General features: G+C 41.2%; 26 protein-coding genes. 18 read left to right on the forward strand and 8 right to left on the reverse strand.

Annotation, left to right across the window (positions count from 1 at the left end; all coding sequences use genetic code 11):
- Positions 1 to 53 precede the first annotated feature (53 nt).
- Positions 54 to 245: a type II toxin-antitoxin system VapB family antitoxin gene (locus CAL7507_RS07170; protein ID WP_015127779.1), complete on the forward strand. Its 192-nt coding sequence runs from the start codon at positions 54 to 56 to the stop codon at positions 243 to 245.
- 5 nt (positions 246 to 250) lie between these two features.
- Positions 251 to 655, forward strand: coding sequence for a PIN domain-containing protein (locus CAL7507_RS07175; RefSeq protein WP_015127780.1), 405 nt, complete (start codon positions 251 to 253; stop codon positions 653 to 655).
- A gap of 3 nt (positions 656 to 658) precedes the next feature.
- Here the strand turns inward: CAL7507_RS07175 and CAL7507_RS07180 are convergent, their stop codons facing one another.
- A complete protein-coding gene (locus tag CAL7507_RS07180) occupies positions 659 to 862 on the reverse strand; it encodes a hypothetical protein (RefSeq protein WP_015127781.1) in 204 nt (67 codons plus the stop codon).
- A gap of 116 nt (positions 863 to 978) precedes the next feature.
- On the opposite strand from CAL7507_RS07180, the gene CAL7507_RS07185 reads away from it, so the two are divergent.
- The 4 genes from CAL7507_RS07185 (at position 979) to CAL7507_RS07200 (ending at position 4,786) form a co-directional block, all read left to right on the forward strand.
- A complete protein-coding gene (locus CAL7507_RS07185) occupies positions 979 to 1,215 on the forward strand; it encodes a hypothetical protein (protein WP_015127782.1) in 237 nt (78 codons plus the stop codon).
- Positions 1,216 to 1,274: 59 nt separating this feature from the next.
- On the forward strand, positions 1,275 to 1,466 hold the full coding sequence (locus tag CAL7507_RS07190; protein WP_015127783.1) for a hypothetical protein: 192 nt from the start codon (positions 1,275 to 1,277) through the stop codon (positions 1,464 to 1,466).
- 457 nt (positions 1,467 to 1,923) lie between these two features.
- Complete coding sequence (pheT, locus tag CAL7507_RS07195; RefSeq protein ID WP_015127784.1) at positions 1,924 to 4,359, forward strand: phenylalanine--tRNA ligase subunit beta; 2,436 nt, start codon at positions 1,924 to 1,926, stop codon at positions 4,357 to 4,359.
- Positions 4,360 to 4,516: 157 nt separating this feature from the next.
- Positions 4,517 to 4,786: a YciI family protein gene (locus tag CAL7507_RS07200; protein ID WP_015127785.1), complete on the forward strand. Its 270-nt coding sequence runs from the start codon at positions 4,517 to 4,519 to the stop codon at positions 4,784 to 4,786.
- A 92-nt stretch (positions 4,787 to 4,878) separates the two neighbouring features.
- On the opposite strand, the gene CAL7507_RS07205 is transcribed toward CAL7507_RS07200, so the two are convergent.
- Positions 4,879 to 5,244, reverse strand: coding sequence for a hypothetical protein (locus tag CAL7507_RS07205; RefSeq protein WP_015127786.1), 366 nt, complete (start codon positions 5,242 to 5,244; stop codon positions 4,879 to 4,881).
- A gap of 447 nt (positions 5,245 to 5,691) precedes the next feature.
- Here CAL7507_RS07205 and CAL7507_RS07210 point away from each other — a divergent pair, with 447 nt between their 5' ends.
- A complete protein-coding gene (locus tag CAL7507_RS07210) occupies positions 5,692 to 6,096 on the forward strand; it encodes a hypothetical protein (protein WP_015127787.1) in 405 nt (134 codons plus the stop codon).
- A 156-nt stretch (positions 6,097 to 6,252) separates the two neighbouring features.
- Here the strand turns inward: CAL7507_RS07210 and CAL7507_RS07215 are convergent, their stop codons facing one another.
- Positions 6,253 to 6,441 carry a hypothetical protein gene (locus CAL7507_RS07215; RefSeq protein WP_015127788.1) on the reverse strand — a complete coding sequence of 63 codons (189 nt, stop codon included), beginning with the start codon at positions 6,439 to 6,441 and terminating at the stop codon, positions 6,253 to 6,255.
- 624 nt (positions 6,442 to 7,065) lie between these two features.
- Here CAL7507_RS07215 and CAL7507_RS07220 point away from each other — a divergent pair.
- The 3 genes from CAL7507_RS07220 to CAL7507_RS07230 all read left to right on the forward strand — a co-directional run bounded on the left by CAL7507_RS07220 (position 7,066) and on the right by CAL7507_RS07230 (position 12,906).
- Positions 7,066 to 9,594, forward strand: a complete 2,529-nt coding sequence (locus CAL7507_RS07220) for a mannose-1-phosphate guanyltransferase (RefSeq protein ID WP_015127789.1) — start codon at positions 7,066 to 7,068, stop codon at positions 9,592 to 9,594.
- 814 nt (positions 9,595 to 10,408) lie between these two features.
- Positions 10,409 to 11,860, forward strand: a complete 1,452-nt coding sequence (locus CAL7507_RS07225; protein ID WP_015127790.1) for a C2 family cysteine protease — start codon at positions 10,409 to 10,411, stop codon at positions 11,858 to 11,860.
- A gap of 548 nt (positions 11,861 to 12,408) precedes the next feature.
- The gene (locus tag CAL7507_RS07230; protein ID WP_015127792.1) at positions 12,409 to 12,906 is read left to right on the forward strand and encodes a hypothetical protein; all 498 of its coding nucleotides are present in this window, start codon (positions 12,409 to 12,411) and stop codon (positions 12,904 to 12,906) included.
- Positions 12,907 to 13,282: 376 nt separating this feature from the next.
- Here the strand turns inward: CAL7507_RS07230 and CAL7507_RS07235 are convergent, their stop codons facing one another.
- Positions 13,283 to 13,744 carry a hypothetical protein gene (locus tag CAL7507_RS07235; RefSeq protein ID WP_042341229.1) on the reverse strand — a complete coding sequence of 154 codons (462 nt, stop codon included), beginning with the start codon at positions 13,742 to 13,744 and terminating at the stop codon, positions 13,283 to 13,285.
- Between the two features lie 221 nt (positions 13,745 to 13,965).
- Here CAL7507_RS07235 and CAL7507_RS07240 point away from each other — a divergent pair, with 221 nt between their 5' ends.
- The 7 genes from CAL7507_RS07240 to CAL7507_RS07270 all read left to right on the forward strand — a co-directional run bounded on the left by CAL7507_RS07240 (position 13,966) and on the right by CAL7507_RS07270 (position 21,738).
- Positions 13,966 to 14,865, forward strand: a complete 900-nt coding sequence (locus CAL7507_RS07240; RefSeq protein ID WP_015127794.1) for a YihY/virulence factor BrkB family protein — start codon at positions 13,966 to 13,968, stop codon at positions 14,863 to 14,865.
- A gap of 254 nt (positions 14,866 to 15,119) precedes the next feature.
- Positions 15,120 to 15,626, forward strand: a complete 507-nt coding sequence (locus CAL7507_RS07245) for a DUF4112 domain-containing protein (protein WP_015127795.1) — start codon at positions 15,120 to 15,122, stop codon at positions 15,624 to 15,626.
- A 20-nt stretch (positions 15,627 to 15,646) separates the two neighbouring features.
- Positions 15,647 to 16,582: an alpha/beta fold hydrolase gene (locus CAL7507_RS07250; RefSeq protein ID WP_015127796.1), complete on the forward strand. Its 936-nt coding sequence runs from the start codon at positions 15,647 to 15,649 to the stop codon at positions 16,580 to 16,582.
- Between the two features lie 324 nt (positions 16,583 to 16,906).
- Positions 16,907 to 17,638 (forward strand): heme oxygenase (biliverdin-producing), encoded by a 732-nt coding sequence (locus CAL7507_RS07255; RefSeq protein ID WP_015127798.1) that lies wholly within the window; start codon positions 16,907 to 16,909, stop codon positions 17,636 to 17,638.
- Between the two features lie 318 nt (positions 17,639 to 17,956).
- On the forward strand, positions 17,957 to 19,354 hold the full coding sequence (gene hemN / locus CAL7507_RS07260) for an oxygen-independent coproporphyrinogen III oxidase (protein WP_015127799.1): 1,398 nt from the start codon (positions 17,957 to 17,959) through the stop codon (positions 19,352 to 19,354).
- A gap of 278 nt (positions 19,355 to 19,632) precedes the next feature.
- Positions 19,633 to 21,246: a magnesium-protoporphyrin IX monomethyl ester anaerobic oxidative cyclase gene (gene bchE, locus CAL7507_RS07265; RefSeq protein ID WP_015127800.1), complete on the forward strand. Its 1,614-nt coding sequence runs from the start codon at positions 19,633 to 19,635 to the stop codon at positions 21,244 to 21,246.
- A gap of 138 nt (positions 21,247 to 21,384) precedes the next feature.
- Positions 21,385 to 21,738 (forward strand): hypothetical protein, encoded by a 354-nt coding sequence (locus CAL7507_RS07270; protein ID WP_015127801.1) that lies wholly within the window; start codon positions 21,385 to 21,387, stop codon positions 21,736 to 21,738.
- Positions 21,739 to 22,114: 376 nt separating this feature from the next.
- On the opposite strand, the gene CAL7507_RS30575 is transcribed toward CAL7507_RS07270, so the two are convergent.
- From CAL7507_RS30575 to CAL7507_RS07280, 3 genes are all read right to left on the reverse strand, one after another.
- Positions 22,115 to 22,351 carry a DUF4327 family protein gene (locus tag CAL7507_RS30575; RefSeq protein WP_015127802.1) on the reverse strand — a complete coding sequence of 79 codons (237 nt, stop codon included), beginning with the start codon at positions 22,349 to 22,351 and terminating at the stop codon, positions 22,115 to 22,117.
- A gap of 820 nt (positions 22,352 to 23,171) precedes the next feature.
- On the reverse strand, positions 23,172 to 23,582 hold the full coding sequence (rbfA, locus tag CAL7507_RS07275) for a 30S ribosome-binding factor RbfA (protein WP_015127803.1): 411 nt from the start codon (positions 23,580 to 23,582) through the stop codon (positions 23,172 to 23,174).
- 90 nt (positions 23,583 to 23,672) lie between these two features.
- Positions 23,673 to 23,879 carry a DUF751 family protein gene (locus CAL7507_RS07280; protein WP_015127804.1) on the reverse strand — a complete coding sequence of 69 codons (207 nt, stop codon included), beginning with the start codon at positions 23,877 to 23,879 and terminating at the stop codon, positions 23,673 to 23,675.
- A 161-nt stretch (positions 23,880 to 24,040) separates the two neighbouring features.
- Between CAL7507_RS07280 and CAL7507_RS07285 the strand changes: the two genes are divergently transcribed.
- Entirely contained in the window at positions 24,041 to 24,874 is an 834-nt protein-coding gene (locus CAL7507_RS07285; protein WP_015127805.1) for a DNA adenine methylase, read from the forward strand.
- Positions 24,875 to 24,918: 44 nt separating this feature from the next.
- Here the strand turns inward: CAL7507_RS07285 and CAL7507_RS07290 are convergent, their stop codons facing one another.
- Positions 24,919 to 25,389, reverse strand: a complete 471-nt coding sequence (locus tag CAL7507_RS07290; RefSeq protein WP_015127806.1) for a PD-(D/E)XK nuclease superfamily protein — start codon at positions 25,387 to 25,389, stop codon at positions 24,919 to 24,921.
- Positions 25,390 to 25,598: the final 209 nt, after the last annotated feature.

Below are 25,598 nucleotides of genomic sequence, written 5' to 3' on the forward strand. Positions count from 1 at the left end.
TATTAGCCCAGTCACGCTACTATATTTTACGATCAGACAAGTTTTTTCAGCACATGGTTATCAATCTAGAAATTGACGAAAACTTAGTTCAAGAAGCACTCGAATTGGGTGGAAATCATACTCAGCGTGCTGTTGTTGAAGAGGCATTGAAAGAGTATGTGCAGCGTCGAAAACAATTAAAAATTCTGGAACTATTCGGCACAATTGAATACGACGATGATTATGACTACAAACAACTGCGCTAAAGAGTATGAAAGTCATCGTTGATACTTCCGTTTGGTCTTTGGCACTCAGACGCAATGATAAAGCTGATGACTCACCTCATACAACATTGTTTCGAGAACTAATCACTGATGGTCGAGTCGTCCTGCTAGGTTCTGTTCGACAAGAGATACTTTCCGGGATTCGTCACGCTCACCAATACAATCAGTTGAAAAATTATCTCCGTGCATTTTCTCATTTTGAATTGGATATTGGAGATTACGAACTTGCTTCTGAGTTTTACAATACTTGCCGCAGCAATGGTGTTCAAGGTGCAAGTACAGATTTTATCATTTGCGCTGTAGCAGTTCATCGAAATCACAGCATTTTGACTACAGATAAAGATTTTGATAATTTCAGTCAGTATATTCCCATAACGTTACTTCAATGCTAGCGATTATTTGTCCTGGCGATCGCGTTCATCAAGTGCTTTATTGATCGCATCCCTACAAAATTCGGCTTTCTCATCACCTAGCTGCTGTAGGCGATCGTGAGTTGATTCAGTAATCCGAACAGTTACGGTTTTGGTTAATGACTCATCCCTATCAGACTTGAATTTATGAGGCTCTAGATTTTCGGGGTGCCCTTTAGGGTTTGGCATTGTAAAGAACTATGTACAAAGCTTGAACTCCTCGTACACGAGCAGTTATTAGTTATATCGGTGGTTAAAACTTTGGACGGCAATAACCACCGAAACCCCGATTAGGAGGCACTTATATGTTTACACGCAACGAGTTGACAAGCAAGTCTCTTGAAGAATTGCAACAGTTATCCAAAAATTTAGGCGTTGAGCCAATAGGCAACCCCACTTATCCTGGTAGCTGGATAGTCCCACTTTTAGCTGTAACCCAAATGGCTATGCAGGATTGTGATCTGGGACGTGGACTAAAAGCGTACCCCAGCAGTAGAGTATATGAGCCAATTAATTTAGCGCTAGTAGCGTGTCTAGGCTAAAATGTTGCAATAAAAAAGGTTCGTAGTAGCGCCTCAGCGTCTTCTTAACCACAAATCTAATGCACTACTTTAGGCTTGCCACGCCACTAGATGCATTAGGCAAACCAACACCCCATCAGATGAGCTTAATCAAAGGCGCATTACGCGGTATCTGGGTGCAACGAATAGATCAACGACATGCTCAACAACGATTATTTGAGACTTGGCAAGCGCGCATGGCATTACTAGAAGCACTATCACTGTTAAAGTAAAGTTTGTTAGATAATTTAAAATCAGTGAACAGTGAAGAGTAAACAGTTATCAGAGTTTTTCTGGTGCTGATAACTGAATATAGCGGTTCTTGGTTGGATGCAATACAAGCGAGGGCGGGGAAACCCATTGGTGTCAACTTAAGCTGAAACGTCTACCCGACATACATTTTACCCCTCCCTAACCCTCCCCTTGTAAAGGGGAGGGAACTGGATTTATTTTTCCCCCCTTTTCTAAGGGGGGATTAAGGGGGGTGACGCGAAGAGTGATGGTAAGCGAGAAAATTTAAAATCACGTCTTGGCAAGGATTTCAAGTTAAGTTGACACTTATGGGGGAAACCCCGCCCCTACAGGCTCGGCGATTTAAAACTGTACCTCACTGATCTGATAACTGATAACTGATAACTGATAACTGATAACTGATAACTGATAACTGATAACTGATAACTGATAACTGATATGCGTATTTCTCTCAACTGGCTGCAGGAACTAGTAGAGCTAAAACTGAGCCACGAAGAATTAGCCGAAACTCTGACACTGTCTGGATTTGAAGTAGAAGATATTGAAGATCGCCGCACTTGGGCAAATGGCGTGGTTGTGGGAAAAGTGCTGGAGCGTCAACCCCATCCTAATGCTGATAAATTGAGTGTTTGCCAAGTAGATGTCGGTGGAGAAGAGATTTTAAATATTGTCTGTGGTGCGGCTAATGTCCGGGCGGATATCTACGTACCAGTAGCAACTACAGGTACTTATTTACCGAATATTGACTTAAAAATTAAACCAGCAAAACTACGGGGTGTTCCTTCTCAGGGGATGATTTGTTCTTTGAAGGAACTGGGTTTACCTACTGATGTAGACGGAATTCATATTTTTTCTCAGGAAAATTTGCCATTGGGTAGTGATGTGCGTCCCTTATTGGGACTGGATGATGTGATTTTAGATGTCACTGCTACCGCTAATCGGGCTGATGCGCTGAGTATGGTGGGTATTGCGCGGGAAGTCACGGCTTTGACAGGAGGAAAGTTGAGTCTTCCCGAAGTTGGGGAGGTATCAATTAATCACACAGGCAATAACTTCGCCGTGAGAGTTGGTGATACTCAAGCTTGTCCTGCGTATATTGGGACGGTGATTGAACAGGTAAAAATTGCGCCATCACCCCAGTGGTTACAACAACGCTTGCGGGCGGCTGGAGTGCGTCCCATAAATAATGTTGTGGATATTACTAACTACGTCTTGTTGGAATGGGGACAGCCATTACACGCATTTGATGGCGATCGCCTAAAATCTGTTGGCGAAAATGAAAAATTAACCGTCGGCGTCCGCTTCGCCAATTCTGGGGAATCCCTCAAAACCCTCGATGGACAAACTCGCACTCTATCAACCCAGAGTTTGTTAATCACCGCTAACGAAAAACCTGTAGCACTGGCGGGGGTGATGGGAGGAGAAGAAACAGAAGTCCACGCAGGAACTCAACGCTTAGTTTTAGAAGCGGCGTTGTTTGATTCTGTGGCTATTCGCCGTTCTTCCCGCAGTGTGGGGTTAAGGAGTGAGGCTTCCGGGAGATACGAAAGAGGAGTGAACCGCGCTGAGTTAGAAGTAGCTACCCGTCGCGCCTTATCGTTAATTAGTGAACTAGCCGAGGGAGTGATTGTCAATCAAGAAATTAGTGACACTCGCCCCGATCCATCTACGTGGAGTCATGCGATCGCCCTACGTTTAGATCGCATTAATCAAGTGCTAGGGCCAATTGATTTGGGACAGGACACCGGAGAACTCCAAGAAGAAGATGTGGAACGCATCCTAACAGCGCTGGGATGTGAAGTTACGCCCTCAGGAGAACGGACTTGGATAGTTTCTGTACCACCCTATCGTTATCGCGATTTAGAACGGGAAATTGATTTAATTGAAGAAATTGCCCGTCTTTATGGCTACGATAATTTTTGCGATACACTACCACAAAAAGCAGAAGCTGGCTATCTGCCTTTAGATCAAGAACTGATCCGCAATTTACGAGCTTTTCTGCGAGCTGAAGGGTTGACAGAATTAATCCACTATTCCCTAGTCAAACCAGGGGAAGCCAGACAGGTAGTATTATCAAACCCGTTATTTGCCGAATATTCAGCACTGCGGACTGATTTAATCGCCGGGTTAATTGATGCTTTCCAGTACAACTTAGAACAAGGAAATGGCGCTCTCAATGGGTTTGAAATTGGGCGAATTTTCTGGCGAGAAGAAGAGGGTTTACGCGAAGCAGATGCGATCGCCGGGATTATTGGTGGCGATCGCACCGTGGGTAAGTGGTCACGCAATGGACGGGAACAATCCCTGACTTGGTTTGAAGCCAAAGGCATTTTAGACAGCGTATTTCGCCAACTTAACTTGCCAGTAGAATATCAACCCGATCGCCGCGATCCACGGCTACATCCAGGACGCACCGCTTCCCTGTGGATCAGAGGTAACAGCTTGGGTGTATTTGGACAACTTCATCCCCAACTACGGCGCGAAAAAGGTTTACCAGAATCAGTCTACGTGTTCCAGTTAGATGGAGATGTGCTACTAGATGCTCTAGATCGAGATGAAACCCTCATCCCAGTATTTCATCCTTATTCCACCTATCCAGCCAGCGATCGCGACATCGCCTTTTTCGCACCCGTGAAAGTCTCAGTCTCGGAAATCGAAAAAGTAATTACCAAAGCTGGTAAAGGTTTATTAGAATCCGTAGAAGTATTTGATGAATATCGCGGTGAAAATGTCCCCGACGGACAGCGGAGTTTAGCGTTTCGCTTAATTTATCGTGCCAGCGATCGCACCCTCACCGATGCCGAAGTCGAACCAGTACACAACAAAGTCCGCGAATCTTTGGTAGAAAAATTTGGCGTTAATCTGAGAAGCTAATTAAATCAGTGAACAGTGTAGACGCGGAGCGGCTTGCCGCAGGCTACACTTATCACGGTTTCAGTAGGGATTTGACCCCCGACTGAAATCCGCCACTTTTAAACGTGGGACTCTGGCTGATAACTGATAACTGATAACTGACAACTGATAACTGACAATGCCTAAATATGTAGTGTGGGGAACTTACTGCGAAGACGTTCTTGAAAAACGTACACCTTACCGTCAAGCTCATTTAGACGGATTAGCAAAACAGAAAGAATCCGGTGTTTTGATTACTATTGGTCCTACCAAGGATGTGACAAAAGTTTTTGGCATTTACGAAGCCGAAGACGAAGCGATCGTGCGCCAGTTGATTGAAAATGACCCCTACTGGCAAAATGGTATTTGGACTGAATATTCCGTTAAAGAGTGGATTCAGGCTATTTAGCTCTGTTGTCTATGACTCTGAGACAAATAAAAAACTCCACGCCACTTGCGGCATGGGGCATTGGGGACTGGGGAGAACAATTTTACAGATGATTAATTATCACTGAAGGTGTATGAGTTAGTCTCACAAAGATTAATTTTGTAGTCTTCCACAACCTGTCCATCTTCAAACTTAGCCTTGATGTCGAAGTAACATTCATTTTGTCCGTAGCCACTGAAAGTTATCTCCTGGGCTTCACCACTATTCAAAACACCATTATTCAAGACATCTTCTTCCCATTCCTTGGTGGTGCTACGCGCTACGTATAAATTAACGATCGGGGAACCTGTGCGGTTATAGACTTTAAAGTCACGTTGATCTGCGAGAACAACCTGAGAAGCCAAAGCTAGTAACGAAGAAGATAAAAGTGCTTGTGCTAAAACCTGAGAAACCGAATTTTTTAAAAGCTGTTTTTTCATGATTTTACTAAGTTGGATCTCGCAAGCAAGTTAAAGTTGATACCTATATCTAGAAATAACTTACTTAGGATTATTCGTCCTCAACAGAAGTACGCAAGCCCACAAAATTTTTGGATACCTTGAATTTGAATGTTCAGGAGATAATATTTCATTCTCTGGGATAATGATGGAAGTATTAGAAAAAAGAGTTTTAGTAATTCGTTAATTTTTTTACTTCTTTATCCTAAAAAATAGTAATTATTACTTAATGAATTTGGCGAAAAACTCTGACAAATAATTCGATAATACTGCTTTTAGTAGATGTAATTAAATATTTGTTTATGTAATTATAAAAATGTTTCTGTGCAAGAAAAACTTGCCATAGCCCAGACTAAAAATCTGGCTATCTGCAATCGTCACAACTGAAATTTCTTCTCCAGTCGTTAGATTTTTTCAGAAGGTACTACCATGAATTTCAGCTTAAAACGTACACTTTTACCTAGCCTCATGGCTGCCAGTTTAGCTGGTGTCACCTTAGTTCCTGCTCAACCAGCTGCTGCTGATGATATATTACGAGATGTCGGCATTGGCGCCGCCGCTGGTGTGGTATCTGGAGCAGTTAGAGGGGGACGTGGTTCTGTGTTAAATAATGCCGTCAGAGGCGCTGCTGCAGGTGCTGCCGTCAACGCCGTCAATGGTACCAGAAACAGACGCAACCGCCAAAAACGCAACTTAGGTCAAGATATCGCTGTTGGTGCAGGCGCTAGTGCGGTGACAGGTGCAATTACTGGCCGTGGTAGAGATACGCTTGGCAATGCAGTAGATGGTGCAGTTGCTGGTGCAGCCATCAACGTTCTGACAAAGAAAAGATAATTTCTTACGTAGGGTGGGCATTGCCCACCTGATCATATCTCTCAAACAATTGTATATTTGTGCATCATCTAATGAGTGGCGATCGCTAACACTAAATTTTGCGATCATATCTCAAAATCTGCTCATTTTGATGACCAGTTTATTTATGAGAAAATTCTAGCCCTTCAACGCCTTTTGAAAATTGCGCCGATAGGATTTATTAGTAATAAATAAAGCAGGCCATAACAAAGATAAGCCAATCCGATTGGGTAAAGTTTGACTAAAATTAGTTCGCTCAAACCCATACCAGAACTTCCACGCACCATACCCATAAAGCGCGATTAACCCAAAAATAATTAAATTCATTACGATCAACTCCGTTAGTAACTGACAGAATTTGTGTTAAGTATTCCTACGTTATAGCGGTTTTCAGATCAGTGAGGTACAGTTTTTTATCGCAAAGCCTGTAGGGGCGGGGTTTAAGAGCCTTCGCTTGTATGTCACTGAGCGCAGTCGAAGTGTTGCACCCGACCGAGAAACGCTATATTGAGGCAGGTCATCATCAAAACTGAGAAAGTATGATTACAGTCCTCAGTTTCTGGCATCTGAGTCACCTAACGATACATTCTCTTATTCCAGTGTAGAGTAGTCCCCCGCATCGTAGCTAGTACCGCAGCCGAATACTCAACACAGGCGAGAAGCTAGCTATATAATATGTAATTCCCATATACTGCAAGCGTTTCATGAATTTAGAGTCAGTGGTTTATTTGTGCCATGCTGCATTAGTTCCCATTTAACTCTAGATGCAAAGCACTATAGAACTCTTATTTGTATTGACTCTTGCCTATTGCCTCTTACACTTATTTCGTATCAGATGCATCTTGTGGGAGTTACTCAAATATCAACATCCATAGGACACTAAAGTAAGAAGAATAGAACGTGTCTCATGGGTCTTGACGCAGCAAATGCTGCAATAGCTAAGGAGGATTTATGCGTGCAGTGCTGATGGCTGGCGGTTCGGGAACGCGGCTTCGTCCGCTCACTTGCGATTTACCCAAACCTATGGTGCCCATTCTCAATCGACCAATTGCCGAACATATCATTAATCTCCTCAAACGACATCAAATCACAGAAGTTGTTGCCACATTACATTATTTACCTGATGTTCTGCGAGACTACTTTCAAGATGGCAGCGACTTTGGTGTGCAGATGACCTACGCTGTTGAGGAAGACCAGCCACTTGGTACGGCAGGCTGTGTAAAAAATATTGCCGAACTCCTTGACGAAACTTTTTTAGTCATTAGCGGCGACAGCATAACAGATTTCGACCTGACCGCAGCAATTGAATTTCACAAACAAAAACAGTCGAAAGCTACTTTAATTTTAACTCGTGTTCCCAACCCGATTGAATTTGGGGTTGTGATTACAGATGAAGAAGGACAGATTCGGCGATTTTTAGAAAAACCCTCTACTAGTGAAATTTTTTCCGATACCGTCAACACTGGTACTTACATCCTCGAACCAGAAGTTTTGGAATATCTCCCAGCTAATACGGAATGTGACTTTTCCAAAGACTTATTTCCCTTATTACTGGCTAAAAATGAGCCTATGTATGGCTATATAGCTCAGGGTTACTGGTGTGATGTCGGTCACTTAGATGCTTATCGTGAAGCTCAGTATGATGCATTAGCTCGTAAGGTAAAACTCGAATTTGCTTATAAAGAAGTTTCCAGTGGGTTGTGGGTGGGTCAAAATACTTATATTGACCCCACGGCTGTGATTGAAACCCCAACAGTTATCGGTGATAATTGCCGGATCGGCGCTAGGGTATTGATTGAAGACGGAACCATTATTGGGGACAATGTCACTATTGGCGCTGATGCTAATCTCAAGCGTCCAATTGTGTGGAATGGCGCGATTATTGGTGATGAAGCACATCTATCCGCCTGTGTCATTTCTCGTGGTACCCGCGTAGACCGCCGCGCTCATGTCTTAGAAGCGGCTGTTGTCGGTTCTCTGTCTACTGTGGGAGAAGAAGCCCAAATTAGCCCTGGTGTGCGCGTTTGGCCCAGTAAAAAAATAGAATCAGGTGCAATTTTAAATATTAACTTGATTTGGGGCAACACTGCTCAAAGAAATTTATTTGGGCAACGTGGTGTGCAAGGATTAGCTAATATCGACATCACCCCAGAATTTGCGGTGAAGTTGGGGGCTGCTTACGGTTCAACTTTGAAACCCGGTTCTAAGGTGACAGTTTCTCGCGATCAGCGTAATGTCTCGCGGATGGTGACTCGGTCATTAATTGCTGGTTTAATGTCAGTAGGTATTGATATTCAAAACCTTGATGCTACTGCTATTCCCATTGCTCGGACAGTGATACCCACAATGTCGGTAGCTGGAGGTATTCATGTGCGAGTACATCCTGATCGCCCTGATTATATCCTCATTGAATTCATGGATAGTAAGGGCATTAATATCTCCAAAGCCTTGGAAAAGAAAATTGAGGGGGCTTACTTTAAGGAAGATATGCGGCGGGCCCTAGCTCATGAAATTGGTGATGTCGCTTATCCCAGTCAAGTCATTGACCGTTATTGCACAGCCTTTGAGAAATTGTTGCATGTGGCTACCTTAAGCAACAGTCGGGCAAAAGTGGTGATTGACTATGTTTACGCCGTGTCTGGGGCAGTTTTACCCCAAATGTTAGATAAATTCGGTGCTGATGCAGTGGTGCTAAATGCCAGCTTGAATAAAAATGCTGTCACCACAACTGACCGCGAAGGGTTACTGACTCAGCTAGGTCATGTAGTTGAAGCCTTAAAGGCTAACTTTGGTGTCCAGGTATCGGCAAATGGGGAACAATTGATTTTAGTTGATGAATCAGGCTTCTCAATTAGGGGAGAAATGTTGACGGCACTGATGGTAGACATGATCTTAACCTCTAACCCCAGAGGTACGGTAGTAGTGCCGGTTCATGCTACTAGTGCGGTGGAACAGGTCGCCCGTCGCCATGATGGTAGAGTGATTCGCACTAAGGCTAATCCTACAGCTTTGATGGAGGCTACTCAAAGAAATCCCAATGTGGTACTGGGAGGTAGTGGAGATACTGGATTTATTTTCCCGCAATTGCACCCAGGATTTGATTCGATGTTTTGCATTGCCAAGATCATCGAAATGTTGACCATCCAAGAGCGATCGCTTGCTACTGTTAGATCAGAATTACCTCGTGTAATTCACAAAAATTATCCAGTCCGCTGTCCTTGGTCAGCTAAAGGGGCGTTGATGCGTTATTTGGTGGAAACTCATCCGGCTCAGAACCTAGAACTCATTGATGGGGTAAAGATTTGTCAGCCTTACGATGATAGTTGGCTGTTGGTTTTGCCAGATGCCAGCGAACCATTAGTACATTTATATGCTAACAGCAATGATCGCGATTGGGTCGATGACACCTTAAGAAACTACCGCACCCGCGTGCAAACTTTTGTGGAAAGACAACAAGAATACCACCCTGCAGAAGTTTAACAGTTATCAATTAGATGGTGGACGGTTGACCGTTCACTGATTTAATTACCGACTTAGGATGGGATGAAAAACGCCCCGACGCCGTTGACTGTTAACAGTCATCAGTCAACGCTTTCATCCCAACATTTTTCTCTGGCTGTATAAAATAAAGCAACTTTTTCAGAAAGTTTTTGAGTGATTAGCAACAAGAATTTAATTTGGCGCGATGTTGCTCAAAGTGCCTAAATAAAAGGATTCCTGGCAGCAAGGCTCCCTCTTATCCTGGAAAAATACCCATTAATTTTCACTGCTAGCACTTACTAAAGCAGTGTATTTACATGATATGATATACACGTCATATATACGGAATAGTCAACAAGTTTCAACTAGAAAGCGATCGCTAAGTAAAATCGGTGTCTAAAGCGCCCAAACTGTAGAAAAATGCAATATATTGGGCAGAAGATTCTCAAGGGACAGCAGAAAAGGTTAACAAAATTTTCTTGTAAACATTTGTTCTATTAATCAAGCACATTTAACGACGCATCTTCAGGGTAAAAAACGTTTTTTCTATTGACATCATTTTGATTAATAATGCAAACAAAAAGAACATTTTTAACCTGAAAAAATACTTGAAACATAATAGTTGGCAGTGGCCTACTTATACGAGTTTTTTTTCACAAAAAATAACACAAATTAAACATGGGTTGCTTAAAACCTAAGCAATTTACCCATTCACATACTTGTTGAAAATTTCTGTAATGTCCTTTTGTGAGTTCTTCTTTATAATCACAATTCTGCAAAATTCAACTAACTAGGAGTAACAAAAGGAGTTCTCATGACTTTTAATACCGATAATGCAACAGATATTAGCATCCCTCTGATAAATCCAACATATTATATTGATGTCATCAGTCCATCTAATCCTAATCCTTTAAAAGATTCTGGCTTTGCTTCTGATAGTAACAGTTATCAGATTCCAGATAATCTGTGTGCAGATATCCCACTAATTCAAAACCCTGATTATCTAGCCAAAACTGCATTACTTTCCACTATCTCAGATGCAACATCTCCACCAAGTGCAGATCCTAATTCTCCTGACTCGTTAGCTCCTGAAGCTAGCAACTCTGGAGCGGGAACAGATCAATTAGGTGTTCCTGTTCCTAATAATAATACTAACTCGAATCCACTATCTAGTAGTCCGCCTGAAAGTGTTAACGATTGGTTCAGCAGCAATTTGCTAGATCAACAACTTATTGCCAAGACGAGAAACCTATTTGCTGATGGTAATTTGAGTCGCAATGATGTAATTGCCATTTTCCGAGATGCAGAAGATGGTTCTGTAATTGATACGAATGAGTATAAAGACTTACAAAAAATTGTGAGTAACTACAGCTACTTTAATATGGACGATTATGTTCACGTCTTATCCAGCAAAGTTGTTTTTGGTACGAGTGCTAACGCTTCTTATCAGGGTAAAAGCTTAGGTAACTTGTATGCTGGTAGTAGTAGCAGTCAGATGGAAAACCTAATTGGTAAGTGGTTTTTAGGAAGCGATCGTCCTAGCACTTCTTACACTTATAAACCAGTAGAAGGTTCTTTGTTCCAAAATGGTGTGAGCTACCAAGATATCAGTCAAGGTAATGTTGGCGACTGCTATTTTCTGGCTGGTTTAGCTGAGGTTGCTATCCATTCACCCAGCACTATTGAAAGTATGTTCATTGATAACGGTGATAGTACATATACTGTGCGCTTCTACAACAGAGGCGTTGCAGATTATGTGACTGTAGATAAATATTTACCAGTAGATTCAGATGGAGATCTTGTTTATGCAAATCAAGCAGGAGCTAAATTGGGTAAATACTATGAAAACAATGAATTATGGACGGCTTTAGCAGAAAAAGCCTACGCTCAAATTAATGAGTCTGGATGGATAGCTCAAGACAATACTAACTCTTATGCTGGTATTAGTGCTGGTTGGGATATGGATGCAATTCGTCATATCACAGGCAAGAATTCTGGCTGGTCTGACAAGTTTGACTTAAACTCGTTGGTAAGTGCCTATAATGCTGGTACTCTTATGGGTATCTCTTCTAAAGCGGATGGAGTTACAGATAGCAGGATTGTTCCTAATCACGTTTATGTAGTTGTAGATTACAATTCTTCCACTCAACAATTTACTCTCTTTAATCCTTGGGGAATTGATGGGGCTGGTAATAAGCCTGGTACTGTACAAGTATCCATCAATTTATTGCAAACTAACTTTTATATATGGAGTTATACAACTTAAGCTAAGAGGATGTTTGAAAAGTCATGATTGATGTATCAAATATTTTTACCCCTCCCTAACCCTCCCCTTGTTAAGGGGAGGGAACTAAATTTTCTTGTTTCCCCCCTTAACAAGGCAGGGCTGTTTCATTCCCTAAAAGCCTTTAAAAATCAAGGGTTCAGGAGATGAAAAATAAGCAAGGTATTCAATTGGCATTCAATCTTAGGCATCAATATGGTCAACAATTCATGACTTTTGCCCGAATATTTATCGCCAATGATATTGACAAAATACATACCTTGTCGAATGAATCAGCCCTGCCTTAACAAGGGGGGATTAAGGGGGGTAATGGAATTAAAATCACAGCCAACCACTTTTCAAACATCCTCTAATAAAAAGCTTGCTTGTCTTACAATAAGAGTTCCCTTAGAGGGTGTTTAAAAAGTATAAAATATCTGACAAATTATACCTTTCATGGATTTTCCAAACATCCTCTTAGCTGGAGACTAGCAAGCTTATCTTGGTAAAGAATAAGCTTTTTACTTGGATTATAAAATCTATTTAAGATTATGAAAACAATTATTTCTCTAACTACAGTACTTTTATTATCTCTCTCCTCTGGTGATATCCAGAAAAAACTAGTAAATAATCGTTCTTTAATTATGGCTGCTCAACACACTACAGAATCTCCAGATATACAGGTTGTTAAAATCACTTTATTAGCTAGAGAAGAAAAAATGCCACCAATCGGAGAACTAGCTCATCCCAATCGAGACATTGGCTTTGCTTCTGTATTCATCCGTTTAACAAACCTGAAAGAATCCGACTCGAAAATCACTATTCAAAATATTAAAATTGTGAATGTAAATAATGGTACTTCACAGAATTTTAGTTTTTCTCCAAAAAAGATTGTCTTGCATCCACTAGAAAATTCTGAACAGGTATTCCATTTGAAAAATAAGACGGGATATTCAGGTAAAGAGCCAGTAAAGGCTATTGTGATTTATGAAATTGGTAATCTAGTTAGTCAAATAGATTCTGATTTAACTGAAGTAGATCGTCTTTGAAACCAAAATTATTTGGTAAGAACGTCTCAATTATCAATAATCGCAATATCCGGGGCATTGGGGTAATAGGTATTCTTATCTTCCTCATCTCCCCCTGCCCCCCAGGGCCGATTCATTCCCTAAAATGGTTAAAATTGCAAGGGTCAAAGAGATGAAAATTTAGAGCCAGCGCCGAATTTTGGGAAAATTTTTGCGTCTTGAAGCCCAAATAATGTCATTTTTCTTTGCGTCTTTGTCTTGAAAAGTTCAGAGCGCCGGCTTCCGGCGCTCCGACTTTTCGCTGCGCCTACCCTGCGGGTTCCGCTTGCGGTATGCGTGAGAATATCCCCTTGACAAATCTCACACAGCAACGAATGAAACAGCCCTGCCCTGCCCCCTACTCTCTGCTCCCTGCGCCATCCCGCTCCCGTGTCCAGCTATCAATAGCATCGCCTAAGGCGGTGGTTAAGTTTTTGCGGGTTTGAGCGTGGTTGTCTTGTTCGTTTTTCAATGCTTGTAGCAGGCGATCGCGTTCTTTGGCGATTGTCATGAATTTAGTTTTTAATTCTTCTAGAGAATTGATCTGGGCAATTTCTTCAACGATCGCTGTTGCTGCTGTAGCATCCGGGAGTGTAACACCATCAATACCCTGGAGGTTTTGAATTTCCACCTTCAAAGATGCGATCGCCTGTTGTGAGAGTTGAGCATCTATGCGGCGTTGTTCTGCTTCTGTATTGTAGAGTTTACGCCATTTTTCTGAACTTTCCCAAGCTGTATCGCGATCGCGCTGAAGTTCCGCCATCTGCTGTTTCAGCCCCTGAATTTCATCCAACCACTGTTTTGTTAGGTTTTGATTCATTGTCATTTGTCATTTGTCATTTGTGAAGAGTCAACCCTTCGGCTACGCTCAGGGCAAGAGGTCAAGGGTCAAACAAAAGTCAAGAGGTTCTTCTCCAAGTCCCCAATCCCCAGTCCCTCACATAAGTATTATTTCGGTAAAAGAAGTAAAAAGATAGATGCTCTAAGCACTTAAAATCTGGCACATTAGTTAAAAAGACCAAGCAGCCAAAACTTAACGTTATGAGACAGTCTCGTTTTGTCCGCTTCTTTCGCCATCTCAATTGGCGTACCCTCAACAAAACAGTTGTGAGGACAATCGAAAGACGACTATTGGGACTTGCCTCAGAAATTGCCTTCAATGCCATGCTATCGCTGTTTCCGGCCATTCTTGCCATCTTCACAGCCATTGGTTTATTAGCCGAATCCTTACAAGAGACTTTCAGACAACTAGCCGGTCAAGTTAGTCAAGTAGTCCCAGAAGAAGCGTTAGTTCTCATTCGTGATTTTGCCACGAAAGAAATCACTCAATCTAAAAATAGTGGTTTGTTTTCTCTCAGCTTTATACTGGCGATTTGGACTGCTTCTGGGGCGGTGAGTACCGCCATGACAGCTTTTGATCAAATCCATCAAATTCCCCCAGAAAAAATCCGCCCTTTTTGGCAAGCCAAACTCGTCTCGTTAGGACTAACAATAGGGACTATACTGCTGTTGCTGGCGGCTTCTTTCTCAGTATTTATCAGTGACCTATTGTTAACAATTGTCGTGAGTGAAAATAGTTCTTTAGGTTTCTTATTACATCTTTGGCTACTGTTACGCTGGCCTTTAGCTTTAGTAATTGTGGCAGTTGCCTTTGCCTTTGTCTATCGCTATGGTCCGAGTCAGTGGCAATCAGGCACACCAATCATGTCAGGGGCAATTGTCGCATCTGTGTTCTGGGCGATTTTATCTGCCTTATTTCGGCTTTATGTCGCCAATTTCGGCAACTATAACAAAGTCTATGGCGCTGTAGGAGCGGTGATAATTTTAATGCTGTGGCTGTGGATGAGTGCTTTTGTTCTCTTGGTAGGCGATCAGTTGAATGTGACTGTGGGTGAAGCTATGCGATCGCGCCGAGAGCCAAAATTTATGAAAAAATATTAAGGGGATTAGGGACTGGGGACTGGGGACTGGGGACTGGGGATTGCACTTCGGCTCCTTTCGACTGCCCTCAAGGCGAGCCGCTCAGTGAGCAGGGATTGGGGATTGGGAAAATAACCTCTTGACTCTTGTACAGACGCGATTAATCGCGTCTCTTGACAAATGACAAATGCCCAATGACCAATGACAAATGACAAATGACCAATGACCAATGACCAGTAAAATATTTAATCACCCTCTACCAAGTCATCAAGCCAATGCCAAATTATCTTGATAGGTTTTCCACCATTGAACCTGATGCCAAGGCACCTACTTTAAAGCGGCTGCGTCAACTTAGCTGGCTGATGGATAAGGCTATTACCATTCCGGGAACAAAAATTGGCGTTGGTTTAGATCCAATTATCGGACTTATACCTATTGGCGGTGATTTTTTGGGCGTCATGCTGTCTTGCTATATAGTCTTAGAAGCAGCACGTCTTGGCGCGTCTAAGGCTACTCTGGGCAAAATGGTCGTCAATATCATCATTGATGGCTTGGTAGGCGCTATCCCGGTGCTGGGAGACTTTTTTGATTTTGCTTGGACGGCTAACACCAACAATCTCAAGCTCTTGGAAGATTATTTAAAGTTTCCCAGCCAAAATAAAAGTGCAGATGGATGGTTTATTTTTGCGCTTTTAGTTGGATTATTATTACTCGCCATTGTCTTGGTGGCAATCCCTGTGATACTAATTAGATTGCTGTGGCAAGCCTTAACTGGTGGATAAATTAGTCATTGAAAACAGGAATGAAAGATTGGTGGCAGGCTACTTTTCCGCAAGGGCGGAAAAGTCTAATTATTAGTGATGCTCAGGGTTATCCCGTACAAATTGCTTATGGTGAAATAGGTACAGGTAAGCCGCTAATTTTATTACATGGTATGGGCAATTGGAGCTATAATTGGCGTTATAGTATTGCACCTCTATCTAAATATTTTCGGGTAATTTGTTTTGATGCCAAAGGTTACGGTTTTTCGGATAAACCCGTGTCTCGCCGAGAACATAATGGGCATCAAGTTATTGAATTAGCACGAATTATTCAGGCATTATGTGATGAGCCTGCCGTAATTGTGGCAGAATCTTTAGGGGGATTAGTTTCCCTAGCTTTTGCTCAAGAATATCCCGAATTAATAGCGCGGTTAGTAGTAGTTAATGTGCCAATTTTTGCCGAACGTTTACCTCATTGGGCTATGTGGTTACTTGCCCAAACACCCTTAGAGATATTGCAAACTGTCGATTCTTTGCGCCTCGCATATTTGTTTGCACCTCTATTTAGAGAAGTTATGGCAATAGAAAGACGCGAGGTGTTGTTTGATCCGTCAATTCTTACACAAGAAGATGTTTATTGGATCACCTATCCATTTATTGAGCTTCCTGGTACTATCGTGAAAGTAGCTGAAGAATTGCAAATAGCTGCACGAGAAATTGAGCATTGGCAAGTCAATAAACCCAATATGCTCAGTAAAATTCAAAGTAATCTAAGTGCTATTCAGTGTCCCACATTAATTTTGTGGGGTGAGCAAGATAGTTGGTTTCCTGTTAGTCATGGTGAGAAATTATATCGACACCTCTCGAATGCAAAATTACAAATTTTACCTAACTGTTGTCATGATGCAGCAATGGGTTCTTCAACACAGCTAAATGCAGCGATTGTGGAGTTTCTTCAAGATACAAATTTTTTGTAAATTTTCTCTTCGTTCGTAGTGAGGACTTTAGTCCTCACTACAAACTCTTCAAACTTTCTGGGGTGAAACACTAGTACGCCACGGCGTAAATAAAGCTACCATTTTAAAACCACACAAAGCTTACAGTATATACCTCTTACTTTCATACTTCATACTTCAGCCTTCTTGTACTAGATCAAAGCAAGTATTTTTTAATACTGCTAATCCCTGATCAGGCTGCCTCCACTCCATTAAACTTAAGGTTAAGTTTTGAAAAGTTTGGTTTATCATGGGTTTTATATAGCCATAAAGTTATATAAGAAACTAAAGTACAAGTAATGGAAGATGAGTAGTGATTTAGCCAGCAAGCTGCGGGAAGGAACGAAACACTCCCATGCGATCGCAGAAAATACGGCATTTATGAAATGCTTCCTCAAAGGGATTGTGGAAAAAGAGCCATTCCGGAAGCTGACAGCAAACTTGTATTTTGTCTATAGAGCCTTAGAAGCAGAACTTCAGCGCTATTGTAGTCATCCTGTAGTGGGTTTGATTTATTTTCCGGAACTGAACCGTCAAGGTAATTTAGAGAAAGACCTGGCTTTTTACTACAATGAGGATTGGCGTAATCAAATAGTGGCTTTAGAGGCGGGTAAAGCTTATGTTGCACGTATCCATGAATTAGCTAATACCGAACCTACACTACTGATTGCTCATGCTTATGTTCGCTACATGGGGGATTTGTCTGGGGGACAAAGCTTAAAAAAAATTGTTCGTTCTGCAATGAACTTACCACCAGATCAGGGAACTGGGTTCTACGAATTTGAGAATATACCTAATATCGAAGCTATTAGAGCATTTAAAGCTAAGTATCGTCATGCTTTAAATTCACTACCAGTAGATGATATCTTAGCTGAAAAAATTGTGGATGAAGCCAACTATACATTTGAACTCAATTGTCATGTTTTCCATGAATTAGAGACAGATGTGAAAGCCGCGATTGGTGACTACGTTTTTGATTTGCTCACACGCCAAGATAAATCAGGGAATACTTCGTCAGAACTAGTTGCGGCAGATTAAGCATCAAATATCCAAGTCAAATTTAGGGAAGACATTGATTATTTTGAGTTTTTTAATAGCGGGTATTTTGTCTCTACAATCTGGAAACCCGCAGTCATCAAAAATTCAGAATAGTTCGGTGTGGGTATCCACTTCAAGAAATATCCTACCTAACAATGAAACATAGTTGCTAAAAATATAGCGATGCAATTTGATTTTTGAACTACACGTAGTATCCAAGCTACAAGTAGGGTGGGCATTGCCCACCAAAACCTGGATATAGTGGGCATCGCCCATTCTACTATATATACTATTGCAAGATTCGAGGTTATTAGCAGCATGAAACTGGCAACGCAGACAGTCCAATTTAACTCGGATTTACTCAAAAAATACGACCAACCCCTGCCAAGATATACTAGTTATCCCCCAGCAACAGAGTTAAAGGATAATTTTGGTGACTTAGATTTTAGAGCAGCGATCGCAGTCGGTAATTATCAGAAAACTCCCCTTTCTCTCTATTTCCATATTCCGTTTTGTGAAACTGCTTGCTATTTTTGTGGTTGCAACACCATTATCACTAAAAGAAAAGAACTTGCTGAACCATATTTAAAATATCTTGAACGCAATATTCAACAAATTTCGGCGCTAGTTTCTCCAGAACGTCAAGTGCATCAACTCCATTGGGGAGGTGGCACTCCTAACTATTTAGACTTGCGTCAGGTCAATTTTTTATGGGACAGAATTAATCGATATTTTAGCTTAGATGATAATGCTGAGATTTCCATTGAAATCAATCCCAGCTATGTTAACAAACGCTATATATTTGCTTTAAAAAAGTTAGGGTTTAACCGGATTAGCTTTGGAATTCAAGACTTTAACTCTCAAGTGCAAGCGGCTATTAATCGCGTTCAACCAGAGCCAATGCTCTTTGATGTCATGCAATGGATTCGAGAGGCAGGATTTGAGAGTGTGAATGTTGATCTAATTTATGGGCTACCTTTTCAAACTCTAGATACATTTACCAAAACAATTAAAAAGACACTCGAACTCGAACCAGATAGAATTGCTGTCTTTAACTTTGCTTATGTTCCCTGGATGAAACCTGTACAAAAGCAGATTCCCCAAGAGGCGCTACCTCAACCTTCAGAAAAGTTAGATATTCTCCAAATGACTATCGAACAATTAACCACAAATGGGTATATATTTATTGGCATGGATCACTTTGCTAAACCCAATGATGAACTTACTATCGCTCAACAAGCAGGACAACTCCACAGGAATTTTCAAGGATATACGACAAAACCAGAATCAGATTTATTGGGCTTTGGTATCACTTCAATTAGTATGCTGCATGATGTATATATCCAGAATAGTAAGCAGCTAAAAGATTACTACCAAGCAATTGATACCGAGGTTATGCCGATTGAAAAAGGGGTCAGTCTCAATCGGGATGATATTCTCCGGCGGACGGTGATTATGGAACTCATGTGTCAATTCCAACTAGACATCAACGATGTAGAAGAAAAATATCATATAGCTTTTGATACGGATTTTTATGAATATTTTGCGAGAGAATTATCTGAGCTTAAATTGCTAGAAGCAGATGGACTCATTCGCATGTTGCCAAATGGCATTGAGGTAACGCCAACTGGTAGATTACTGGTGAGAAATATTGCCTCTATCTTTGATGCTTACACCAGAAAGAGCAAAAATGTAGCCTTTTCTAAGGCTATTTAATTTGGTTGGCATTTGTTATTTGTAACTGACATCTTGCACCACCTGCAATAATACATTTTTTTGTAGGGCGGGCACTGCCCACCTTGATCTGAAACACTGATGTTTTCGTTGGTGGGCACTGCCCACCCTACGGTTATTGATAATGGTGTAAGTTATTAGTTGTAACGGACTTCAAGTAATTTTGTAGGGCGCGTTATCACGAAGATAAATGAGAATGTCCGAGAGTTTTTGCGTAAATCCTATTACTTTGTTAACTGTCAAGAATCAGGAGGCAAATTATGCGGATTATGATGATTCAACCCAATTATCATTCTGGTGGTGCCGAAATTGCGGGTAATTGGCCGCCAAGTTGGGTTCCTTATGTTGGTGGAGCATTAAAGACGGCGGGTTTTACTGATATCCGTTTTGTTGATGCGATGACTGATTACATTCCTGATGATGTTTTAGCGGGGATTATCGCCAAACATCAACCGGATGTGGTGTTGGCGACGGCGATAACGCCGATGATTTACCAATCACAAAAAACTCTGAAGATTGTTAGAGAAGTTTGTCCCCAAGCTAAGACAATTATGGGCGGGGTTCACCCTACCTATATGTATAATGAAGTGCTGAATGAGGCTCCTTGGGTAGATTACATCATCCGGGGAGAAGGGGAAGAGATTACGGTGAATTTGCTCAAAGCGATCGCTAATGGTAGTGTTGAGAGCGATCGCCACAATATTTTAGGCATTGCCTATCTAGAAGATGGTAAAGTAGTCGCCACACCAGCCAACCCCCCCATCGCTGATCTGGATACCCTCACCCCAGATTGGGATCTATTGGAATGGAGTAAATATATCTATACTCCCCTCAACGTGCGCGTTGCTGTTCCCAACTACGCCAGAGGGTGTCCCTTCACCTGTCGTTTTTGCTCCCAATGGAAATTTTGGCGCAAATACCGTTCCGGTAGTCCCAAGCGATTTGTTGATGAAATTGAAATCTTAGTGAAAAAACACAAAGTGGGATTTTTCATCTTGGCTGATGAAGAACCAACAATCAACAAACCCAAATTTGTTGCATTATGTAACGAATTAATCGAGCGGAATTTGGGCGTTCACTGGGGAATCAATACACGAGTCACAGATATTTTGCGGGATGAGCAAGAATTACCACTTTACCGCAAAGCCGGATTAGTTCATGTTTCCTTGGGGACAGAAGCATCGGCGCAATTGCAGTTGAATCTATTCCGCAAAGAAACCACCATCGAACAAAACAAACGCGCCATCCAATTGCTCAAACAAAATGGTATGGTTGCCGAAGCTCAATTCATCATGGGTTTAGAAAACGAAACCCCAGAAACAATTGAGCAAACCTATCACATGGCTTTGGATTGGAAACCAGACATGGTGAACTGGAATATGTTTACGCCTTGGCCATTTTCCGAGTTATTTGAAGAATTAGGCGATCGCGTAGAAGTCCGGGATTATTCGCAATATAATTTCGTCACCCCGATTATGAAGCCAGACGCAATGGAACGGGAGGATGTTCTTAAAGGAGTGCTGCGAAACTACGCCCGTTTTTACTTACGCAAAACCATAGAGTATTGGTTCGTCAAAGATCCCTTTAAGCGTAAGTATTTGTTAGGCTGCTTGAAGGCTTTTGCCACCACAACCCTTAACAAACGCTTCTACAACCTCAAACGGGTCAAGTATAAGGGATTACACGCTGAAGTAGAGTTAGGCTTTGATGAGTCGAAGATTCTCACTCGTGAACAAATAGCCCAACGCAAGCAAGAACATCCCGAATTGACAGCAGATACAGATTTCTCCGGTAACATCTCCGCCTGCGGCGCACCCAACGACCTCCCTGAATATCATGAAGACGAACAGGATGTAAGAAGTATGAAAATCTAGGGACTGGGGACTGGGGACTGGGGGCAGGGAGCAGGGAGAATGGGGGAAGAACTAATTGTCCAATGCCCAATGTCCCATGCCCCATGCCCCAATTCCTGTAACATAAGTACTTATCAAGAAATTTTTAATAAATAATCCATGTCTTCTACTCCTCTGACATTGAACTTGATTGAAGGTTCTGTCTCTTTCGGGTTTTCACCCCAGTCAGCAAACGAATTAAAGCTAGCGTTGGATGAATTGATGGAACGCCTCAAAATTGTCGCTGCTAAACCAACCCCAGGCGGCAGTAAGCCAACTCCCCAGCGTCCTGTAGAGTACCGTTACACTGGTGAAGTATTTTTAGAAATTTTCTGTAATCCCAATATTTGGCCTACTCCTTTTGCCGCCAAAGTACTACTCACAGTCCGAGATGCCAGCATCCGCTTGACTACAGAAGCTGAACTTACCCGCATCATCGAAGACGTGAACCAGTATTTAGAGCAAGTGGGGTAAACAGTGAACAGTAAACAGTAAACAGTAAACAAACTGATAACTGATACTTCGACTCCGCTCAGTACAAGTAACTGATGAAAAATTACCGGAGCAGTTCACGATGAAGAACTACCCCGGTTAGGAAATGTACGTACTATAACTCAAGTGGCAACATCGGAATGTATACAATAAACCTGTCCCGATGTGTTCGATAACTTGAAAAGTTCTATAAATCGAACTCTAATGTTTCTGTATGAATGGGAACTTGAACATTCTAGATCAGGTAATGCTAATCAAAACCACAGAATTTTCCCCACATCAGGCTTAGAACCGTTTCTTGTCAAATCTAAAATTCCAACATAAACTCCCAATCCAAAATCTCAGGGACAAGCATCAATTAGTCGTTGTCCCATTCTTCACGACCAATCAAATCGCCGATGCGATCGCGTAACAAAAAATCACATTTTTCTAGCTCACATTCAACGCAAACCCACTCTCTCGCTGGGATGTATTGGCAAAGTGTATATATTGGCTGTTGTCGGCTGATCATTCCCTTCTGCACTAGTCGGCGTGCTTCGTCTTGAATTACGTCAAGAGAGTAGTAATTGATAGAAGGCACCGTATTCACACTCATGGTTTTTACTCACAAATTACACGTAGATAGTGTTCCCGATATTTAATTGGAACAAACATTACAAGGATTAGACTTGTGGCTAAGTTTTTGTAGTTTGCTATACGGAACTATTTACATTTTGACGCTACATATCCTCAAATTATTTAAAGAAATGTTAAGAAAGTCAACAAATCCTGACATTTGCCTCAAATCTGCTTCATATAAGAATACCAGGGTAGTTAACATAACCTGCTATGGAGTAGACGTGACTTACATTCAACAGGTCTCAAGACTTTGTAGTATCTGCCTTTAGGCATAACTTGGCGTGGGGTAGTAGTCCATATGAAGGAGTTCTCGTATACCAAAATCAGCACCGTAACGTTTTCATCTATATTTTTTAATATTCAGCATGAAAAAATCAGCCAGCAGCCTCTGGCAAGAGTAGAGGTATAAACTATTGCAAAATACCAAGGCTACCGTACACCAGGAACGCTTGCAGCGTCTTATCTGTTAATAATTTCTTAAACAACTTTTTCAGTTGTCTTGTTAATTATGACACTTAACCAAGCGAGAATACCCTGGATAAACACTTGTGACAAGGTGGGATTTTTTCTAGAGTAGCAGTAGATTGAGTGAGGCGATCGCCAACTGCCTAATAACTGTATAGCCAGACAACACCTGTCTTCAGCACCGAAATAGAGTCAATTACAGAAATGTCTTCCTGTTCCCTGCTATATATTGAAACAGACGCAACTTAGTCACGTCTGTAAAAGGTTTGCCGAACTCCCAGGCATTAATTGTTCTGCAAGTACATTGTCGTTTCAGCTACTGATTCCAACAATTAATCATCATTTTCATCAATGCTTTTGTCACTGTTCCCTGACACATCTTCAGGTGGACGCTCATCCTTGAGCTTGTTCAATAGAGACAAAACCTTAGTACCACGTTCTATAGAGCGATCTTCCACAAATATCACTTCTGGTGTGCGACGAAGCCTCACCCGCGCGCCTAGTTCGCTGCGGACATAGCCCGTAGCCGACTTTAAGCCTGCCATTGTTTCTGCTTTAGCTTCATCTGAACCATAGATACTGACGAAGATTTTAGCGTGTTGCAAATCGCCAGAAACATCAACATCGGTTACACTAACCATTCCTGTACCCACACGGTCATCCTTAATGCCGTTGAGCAGCATTTGGCTAACTTCGCGTTTAATTAATTCAGCAACGCGGGAAACGCGGCGATTTGTAGCCATAAAAATTGTGCCTCCTCTGGGAGGTTATGCGACATAAATACATGCTAGTTACTGACGAAGTCGTCAGGGACTGTCCAGTATAGCTCCAGCCTAGATTGTATTCAAACCTAGCATTGCACGTAGGGTGAAAGTAATAAAGGCGAGAGTACCCACAAATAAACCCAAAAGAGCAATCAACGTTACTGGGCGTTTCAAAAATGGGAACAAAGGCTCAACCGTGTTCAGGAAAATACCTAAAACAATAGTAATGAGGTAGCGGGGGTAGCGCAGGACGTTATCCCAAAATCCATCAAACATTAATTTAGACTGCCTTGTTGTAGACTATACGTTTGTTTTGATGTGCTTATTTAATCTAATTGTAATCGATATGGCTATAAAATTAATAAATTAATATAAAATATGATTCGTTATGCTTCGTCAGTTATATTGACGAGATTTAGTAGCTAAGTTTGCATTAAATGATCGGTCAGATTCCTCCAGAAACTTACCCACGACCATTTTTAAAGTGGGCAGGTGGTAAAAGTCGGTTAATTCAGCAATATATTCCTTATTTGCCCAAGCATTATAAGACTTACTATGAACCATTCATCGGCGGTGGGGCTATTTTCTTTTACCTCAAATCATCCACAGCAGTTTTAACTGATATTAACGCAGAATTAATTACTACTTATCGCTGTGTTCGGGATCAAGTTGAAGAATTAATCTGCTTACTCAAAGAGCATAAAATTCGACATAGTAGAGAGTACTATTATGCTGTAAGAGCTAATCCTAAAAGTAGTGATTTAGAGCAAGCTGCACGTCTAATTTATCTTAACAAAACCTGTTTCAACGGTCTTTATCGAGTCAACTCCAAAGGTCAATTTAATGTACCTTTGGGCAAATATGAAAATCCTAATATTTGTCACGAAGAGTCACTAAGAGCAGCTTCAATAGCACTTGCAAGTGCTGAGATTAGGCAGGCAGATTTTATAGATGTGCTAAATTGTGCTACCAGCTCTCATGATTTTGTCTTTTGTGATCCGCCTTATCATCCTATAAGTAATACGAGCTACTTCACTAGTTACAGTCGGAATTCTTTCAATGAAAAAGACCAAGAACGTTTGAGAAATACTTGTGCAGAACTAGCAAGTCGGGGTGTAAAAGTTATGATATCTAATTCTGATTGCGAGTTAATTAGAAATCTCTATCAAGAAATTAATTTTAATATCTATCGCATAGCGGCAGCCCGCTCCATAAATTCAAATACAAAAAAAAGAGGCATGGTTTACGAATTATTAATTACATCATATTAACACCTCGACTCCGCTCGGTGTTGAAGCTGCGGTTGCGTTCAGCTTTAACAATGTTTATTTGCCCAAGCAATAAATCTATCTAAACTAAAGACTGCTAATAAATTCTGATTAAAATTAACTTGTTGCTTGAGCCATTTAACGGCACCTTCTCTCATGCCTTCACCACCGATAACTACGATAGTTGGTGCAGGATAATTATACTGAATATTCAAATCTAGATAAGGAAATTTTTCATCAACTGAACCGCCGCTTTCTTGCCATTTACATTCAATAATTAATCCTGATGGCATTACAGATAAGCCTACAACATAAAAATCAACTTTCAGACTTGTTTGATAAATTCCAGCCCCAATGTAAACTTGTTTGGCATAGCGTCTTGGCAACAAAGTAGCAGTTAATAAAAACTCTTTGGTTACATGATTTCCTACTTGAAAATAATTATGCCCATTTAAGATTGCTTCTACATTTCCTTCTAAAATATTCCCAGACTTATTTGCCCGTGCGCCTTGAGTCATAGCTATCCTAAATCTTGCAGCCAAAAATCCCATTAATTCTAGGATTTCACGAAAGCTGTAACTAATGGTGGGTTACTTAATATGAATTTTCAATTTTGAATATAAAAAGCTGAATTAATCGCTAGAAATTGGGAAAGTTTTGGTACATAAGTACTAAGTAAATACGAATGTATTAATAATTTCAAAAAAGTAGAAGACTAAGAGATTAT

Origin of the sequence: Calothrix sp. PCC 7507 (assembly GCF_000316575.1) — a bacterium.
GTDB lineage: Bacteria > Cyanobacteriota > Cyanobacteriia > Cyanobacteriales > Nostocaceae > Fortiea.

Coding starts and splice junctions, on each gene's coding strand:
- CAL7507_RS07175 (WP_015127780.1), top strand. CDS start 251: ATGAAAGTCATCGTTGATACTTCCGTTTGGTCTTTGGCACTCAGACGC.
- CAL7507_RS07210 (WP_015127787.1), top strand. CDS start 5,692: ATGAATTTCAGCTTAAAACGTACACTTTTACCTAGCCTCATGGCTGCC.
- CAL7507_RS07230 (WP_015127792.1), top strand. CDS start 12,409: ATGAAAACAATTATTTCTCTAACTACAGTACTTTTATTATCTCTCTCC.
- CAL7507_RS07205 (WP_015127786.1), bottom strand. CDS start 5,244: ATGAAAAAACAGCTTTTAAAAAATTCGGTTTCTCAGGTTTTAGCACAA.
- CAL7507_RS07255 (WP_015127798.1), top strand. CDS start 16,907: ATGAGTAGTGATTTAGCCAGCAAGCTGCGGGAAGGAACGAAACACTCC.
- CAL7507_RS07225 (WP_015127790.1), top strand. CDS start 10,409: ATGACTTTTAATACCGATAATGCAACAGATATTAGCATCCCTCTGATA.
- CAL7507_RS07235 (WP_042341229.1), bottom strand. CDS start 13,744: ATGAATCAAAACCTAACAAAACAGTGGTTGGATGAAATTCAGGGGCTG.
- CAL7507_RS07270 (WP_015127801.1), top strand. CDS start 21,385: ATGTCTTCTACTCCTCTGACATTGAACTTGATTGAAGGTTCTGTCTCT.
- CAL7507_RS07290 (WP_015127806.1), bottom strand. CDS start 25,389: ATGACTCAAGGCGCACGGGCAAATAAGTCTGGGAATATTTTAGAAGGA.
- CAL7507_RS07245 (WP_015127795.1), top strand. CDS start 15,120: ATGCCAAATTATCTTGATAGGTTTTCCACCATTGAACCTGATGCCAAG.
- CAL7507_RS07190 (WP_015127783.1), top strand. CDS start 1,275: ATGCACTACTTTAGGCTTGCCACGCCACTAGATGCATTAGGCAAACCA.
- pheT (WP_015127784.1), top strand. CDS start 1,924: ATGCGTATTTCTCTCAACTGGCTGCAGGAACTAGTAGAGCTAAAACTG.
- hemN (WP_015127799.1), top strand. CDS start 17,957: ATGAAACTGGCAACGCAGACAGTCCAATTTAACTCGGATTTACTCAAA.
- CAL7507_RS07285 (WP_015127805.1), top strand. CDS start 24,041: ATGATCGGTCAGATTCCTCCAGAAACTTACCCACGACCATTTTTAAAG.
- CAL7507_RS07240 (WP_015127794.1), top strand. CDS start 13,966: ATGAGACAGTCTCGTTTTGTCCGCTTCTTTCGCCATCTCAATTGGCGT.
- CAL7507_RS07250 (WP_015127796.1), top strand. CDS start 15,647: ATGAAAGATTGGTGGCAGGCTACTTTTCCGCAAGGGCGGAAAAGTCTA.
- CAL7507_RS07200 (WP_015127785.1), top strand. CDS start 4,517: ATGCCTAAATATGTAGTGTGGGGAACTTACTGCGAAGACGTTCTTGAA.
- CAL7507_RS07170 (WP_015127779.1), top strand. CDS start 54: ATGGTTATCAATCTAGAAATTGACGAAAACTTAGTTCAAGAAGCACTC.
- CAL7507_RS07220 (WP_015127789.1), top strand. CDS start 7,066: ATGCGTGCAGTGCTGATGGCTGGCGGTTCGGGAACGCGGCTTCGTCCG.
- CAL7507_RS07215 (WP_015127788.1), bottom strand. CDS start 6,441: ATGAATTTAATTATTTTTGGGTTAATCGCGCTTTATGGGTATGGTGCG.
- rbfA (WP_015127803.1), bottom strand. CDS start 23,582: ATGGCTACAAATCGCCGCGTTTCCCGCGTTGCTGAATTAATTAAACGC.
- CAL7507_RS07180 (WP_015127781.1), bottom strand. CDS start 862: ATGCCAAACCCTAAAGGGCACCCCGAAAATCTAGAGCCTCATAAATTC.
- CAL7507_RS07280 (WP_015127804.1), bottom strand. CDS start 23,879: ATGTTTGATGGATTTTGGGATAACGTCCTGCGCTACCCCCGCTACCTC.
- CAL7507_RS30575 (WP_015127802.1), bottom strand. CDS start 22,351: ATGAGTGTGAATACGGTGCCTTCTATCAATTACTACTCTCTTGACGTA.
- CAL7507_RS07185 (WP_015127782.1), top strand. CDS start 979: ATGTTTACACGCAACGAGTTGACAAGCAAGTCTCTTGAAGAATTGCAA.
- bchE (WP_015127800.1), top strand. CDS start 19,633: ATGCGGATTATGATGATTCAACCCAATTATCATTCTGGTGGTGCCGAA.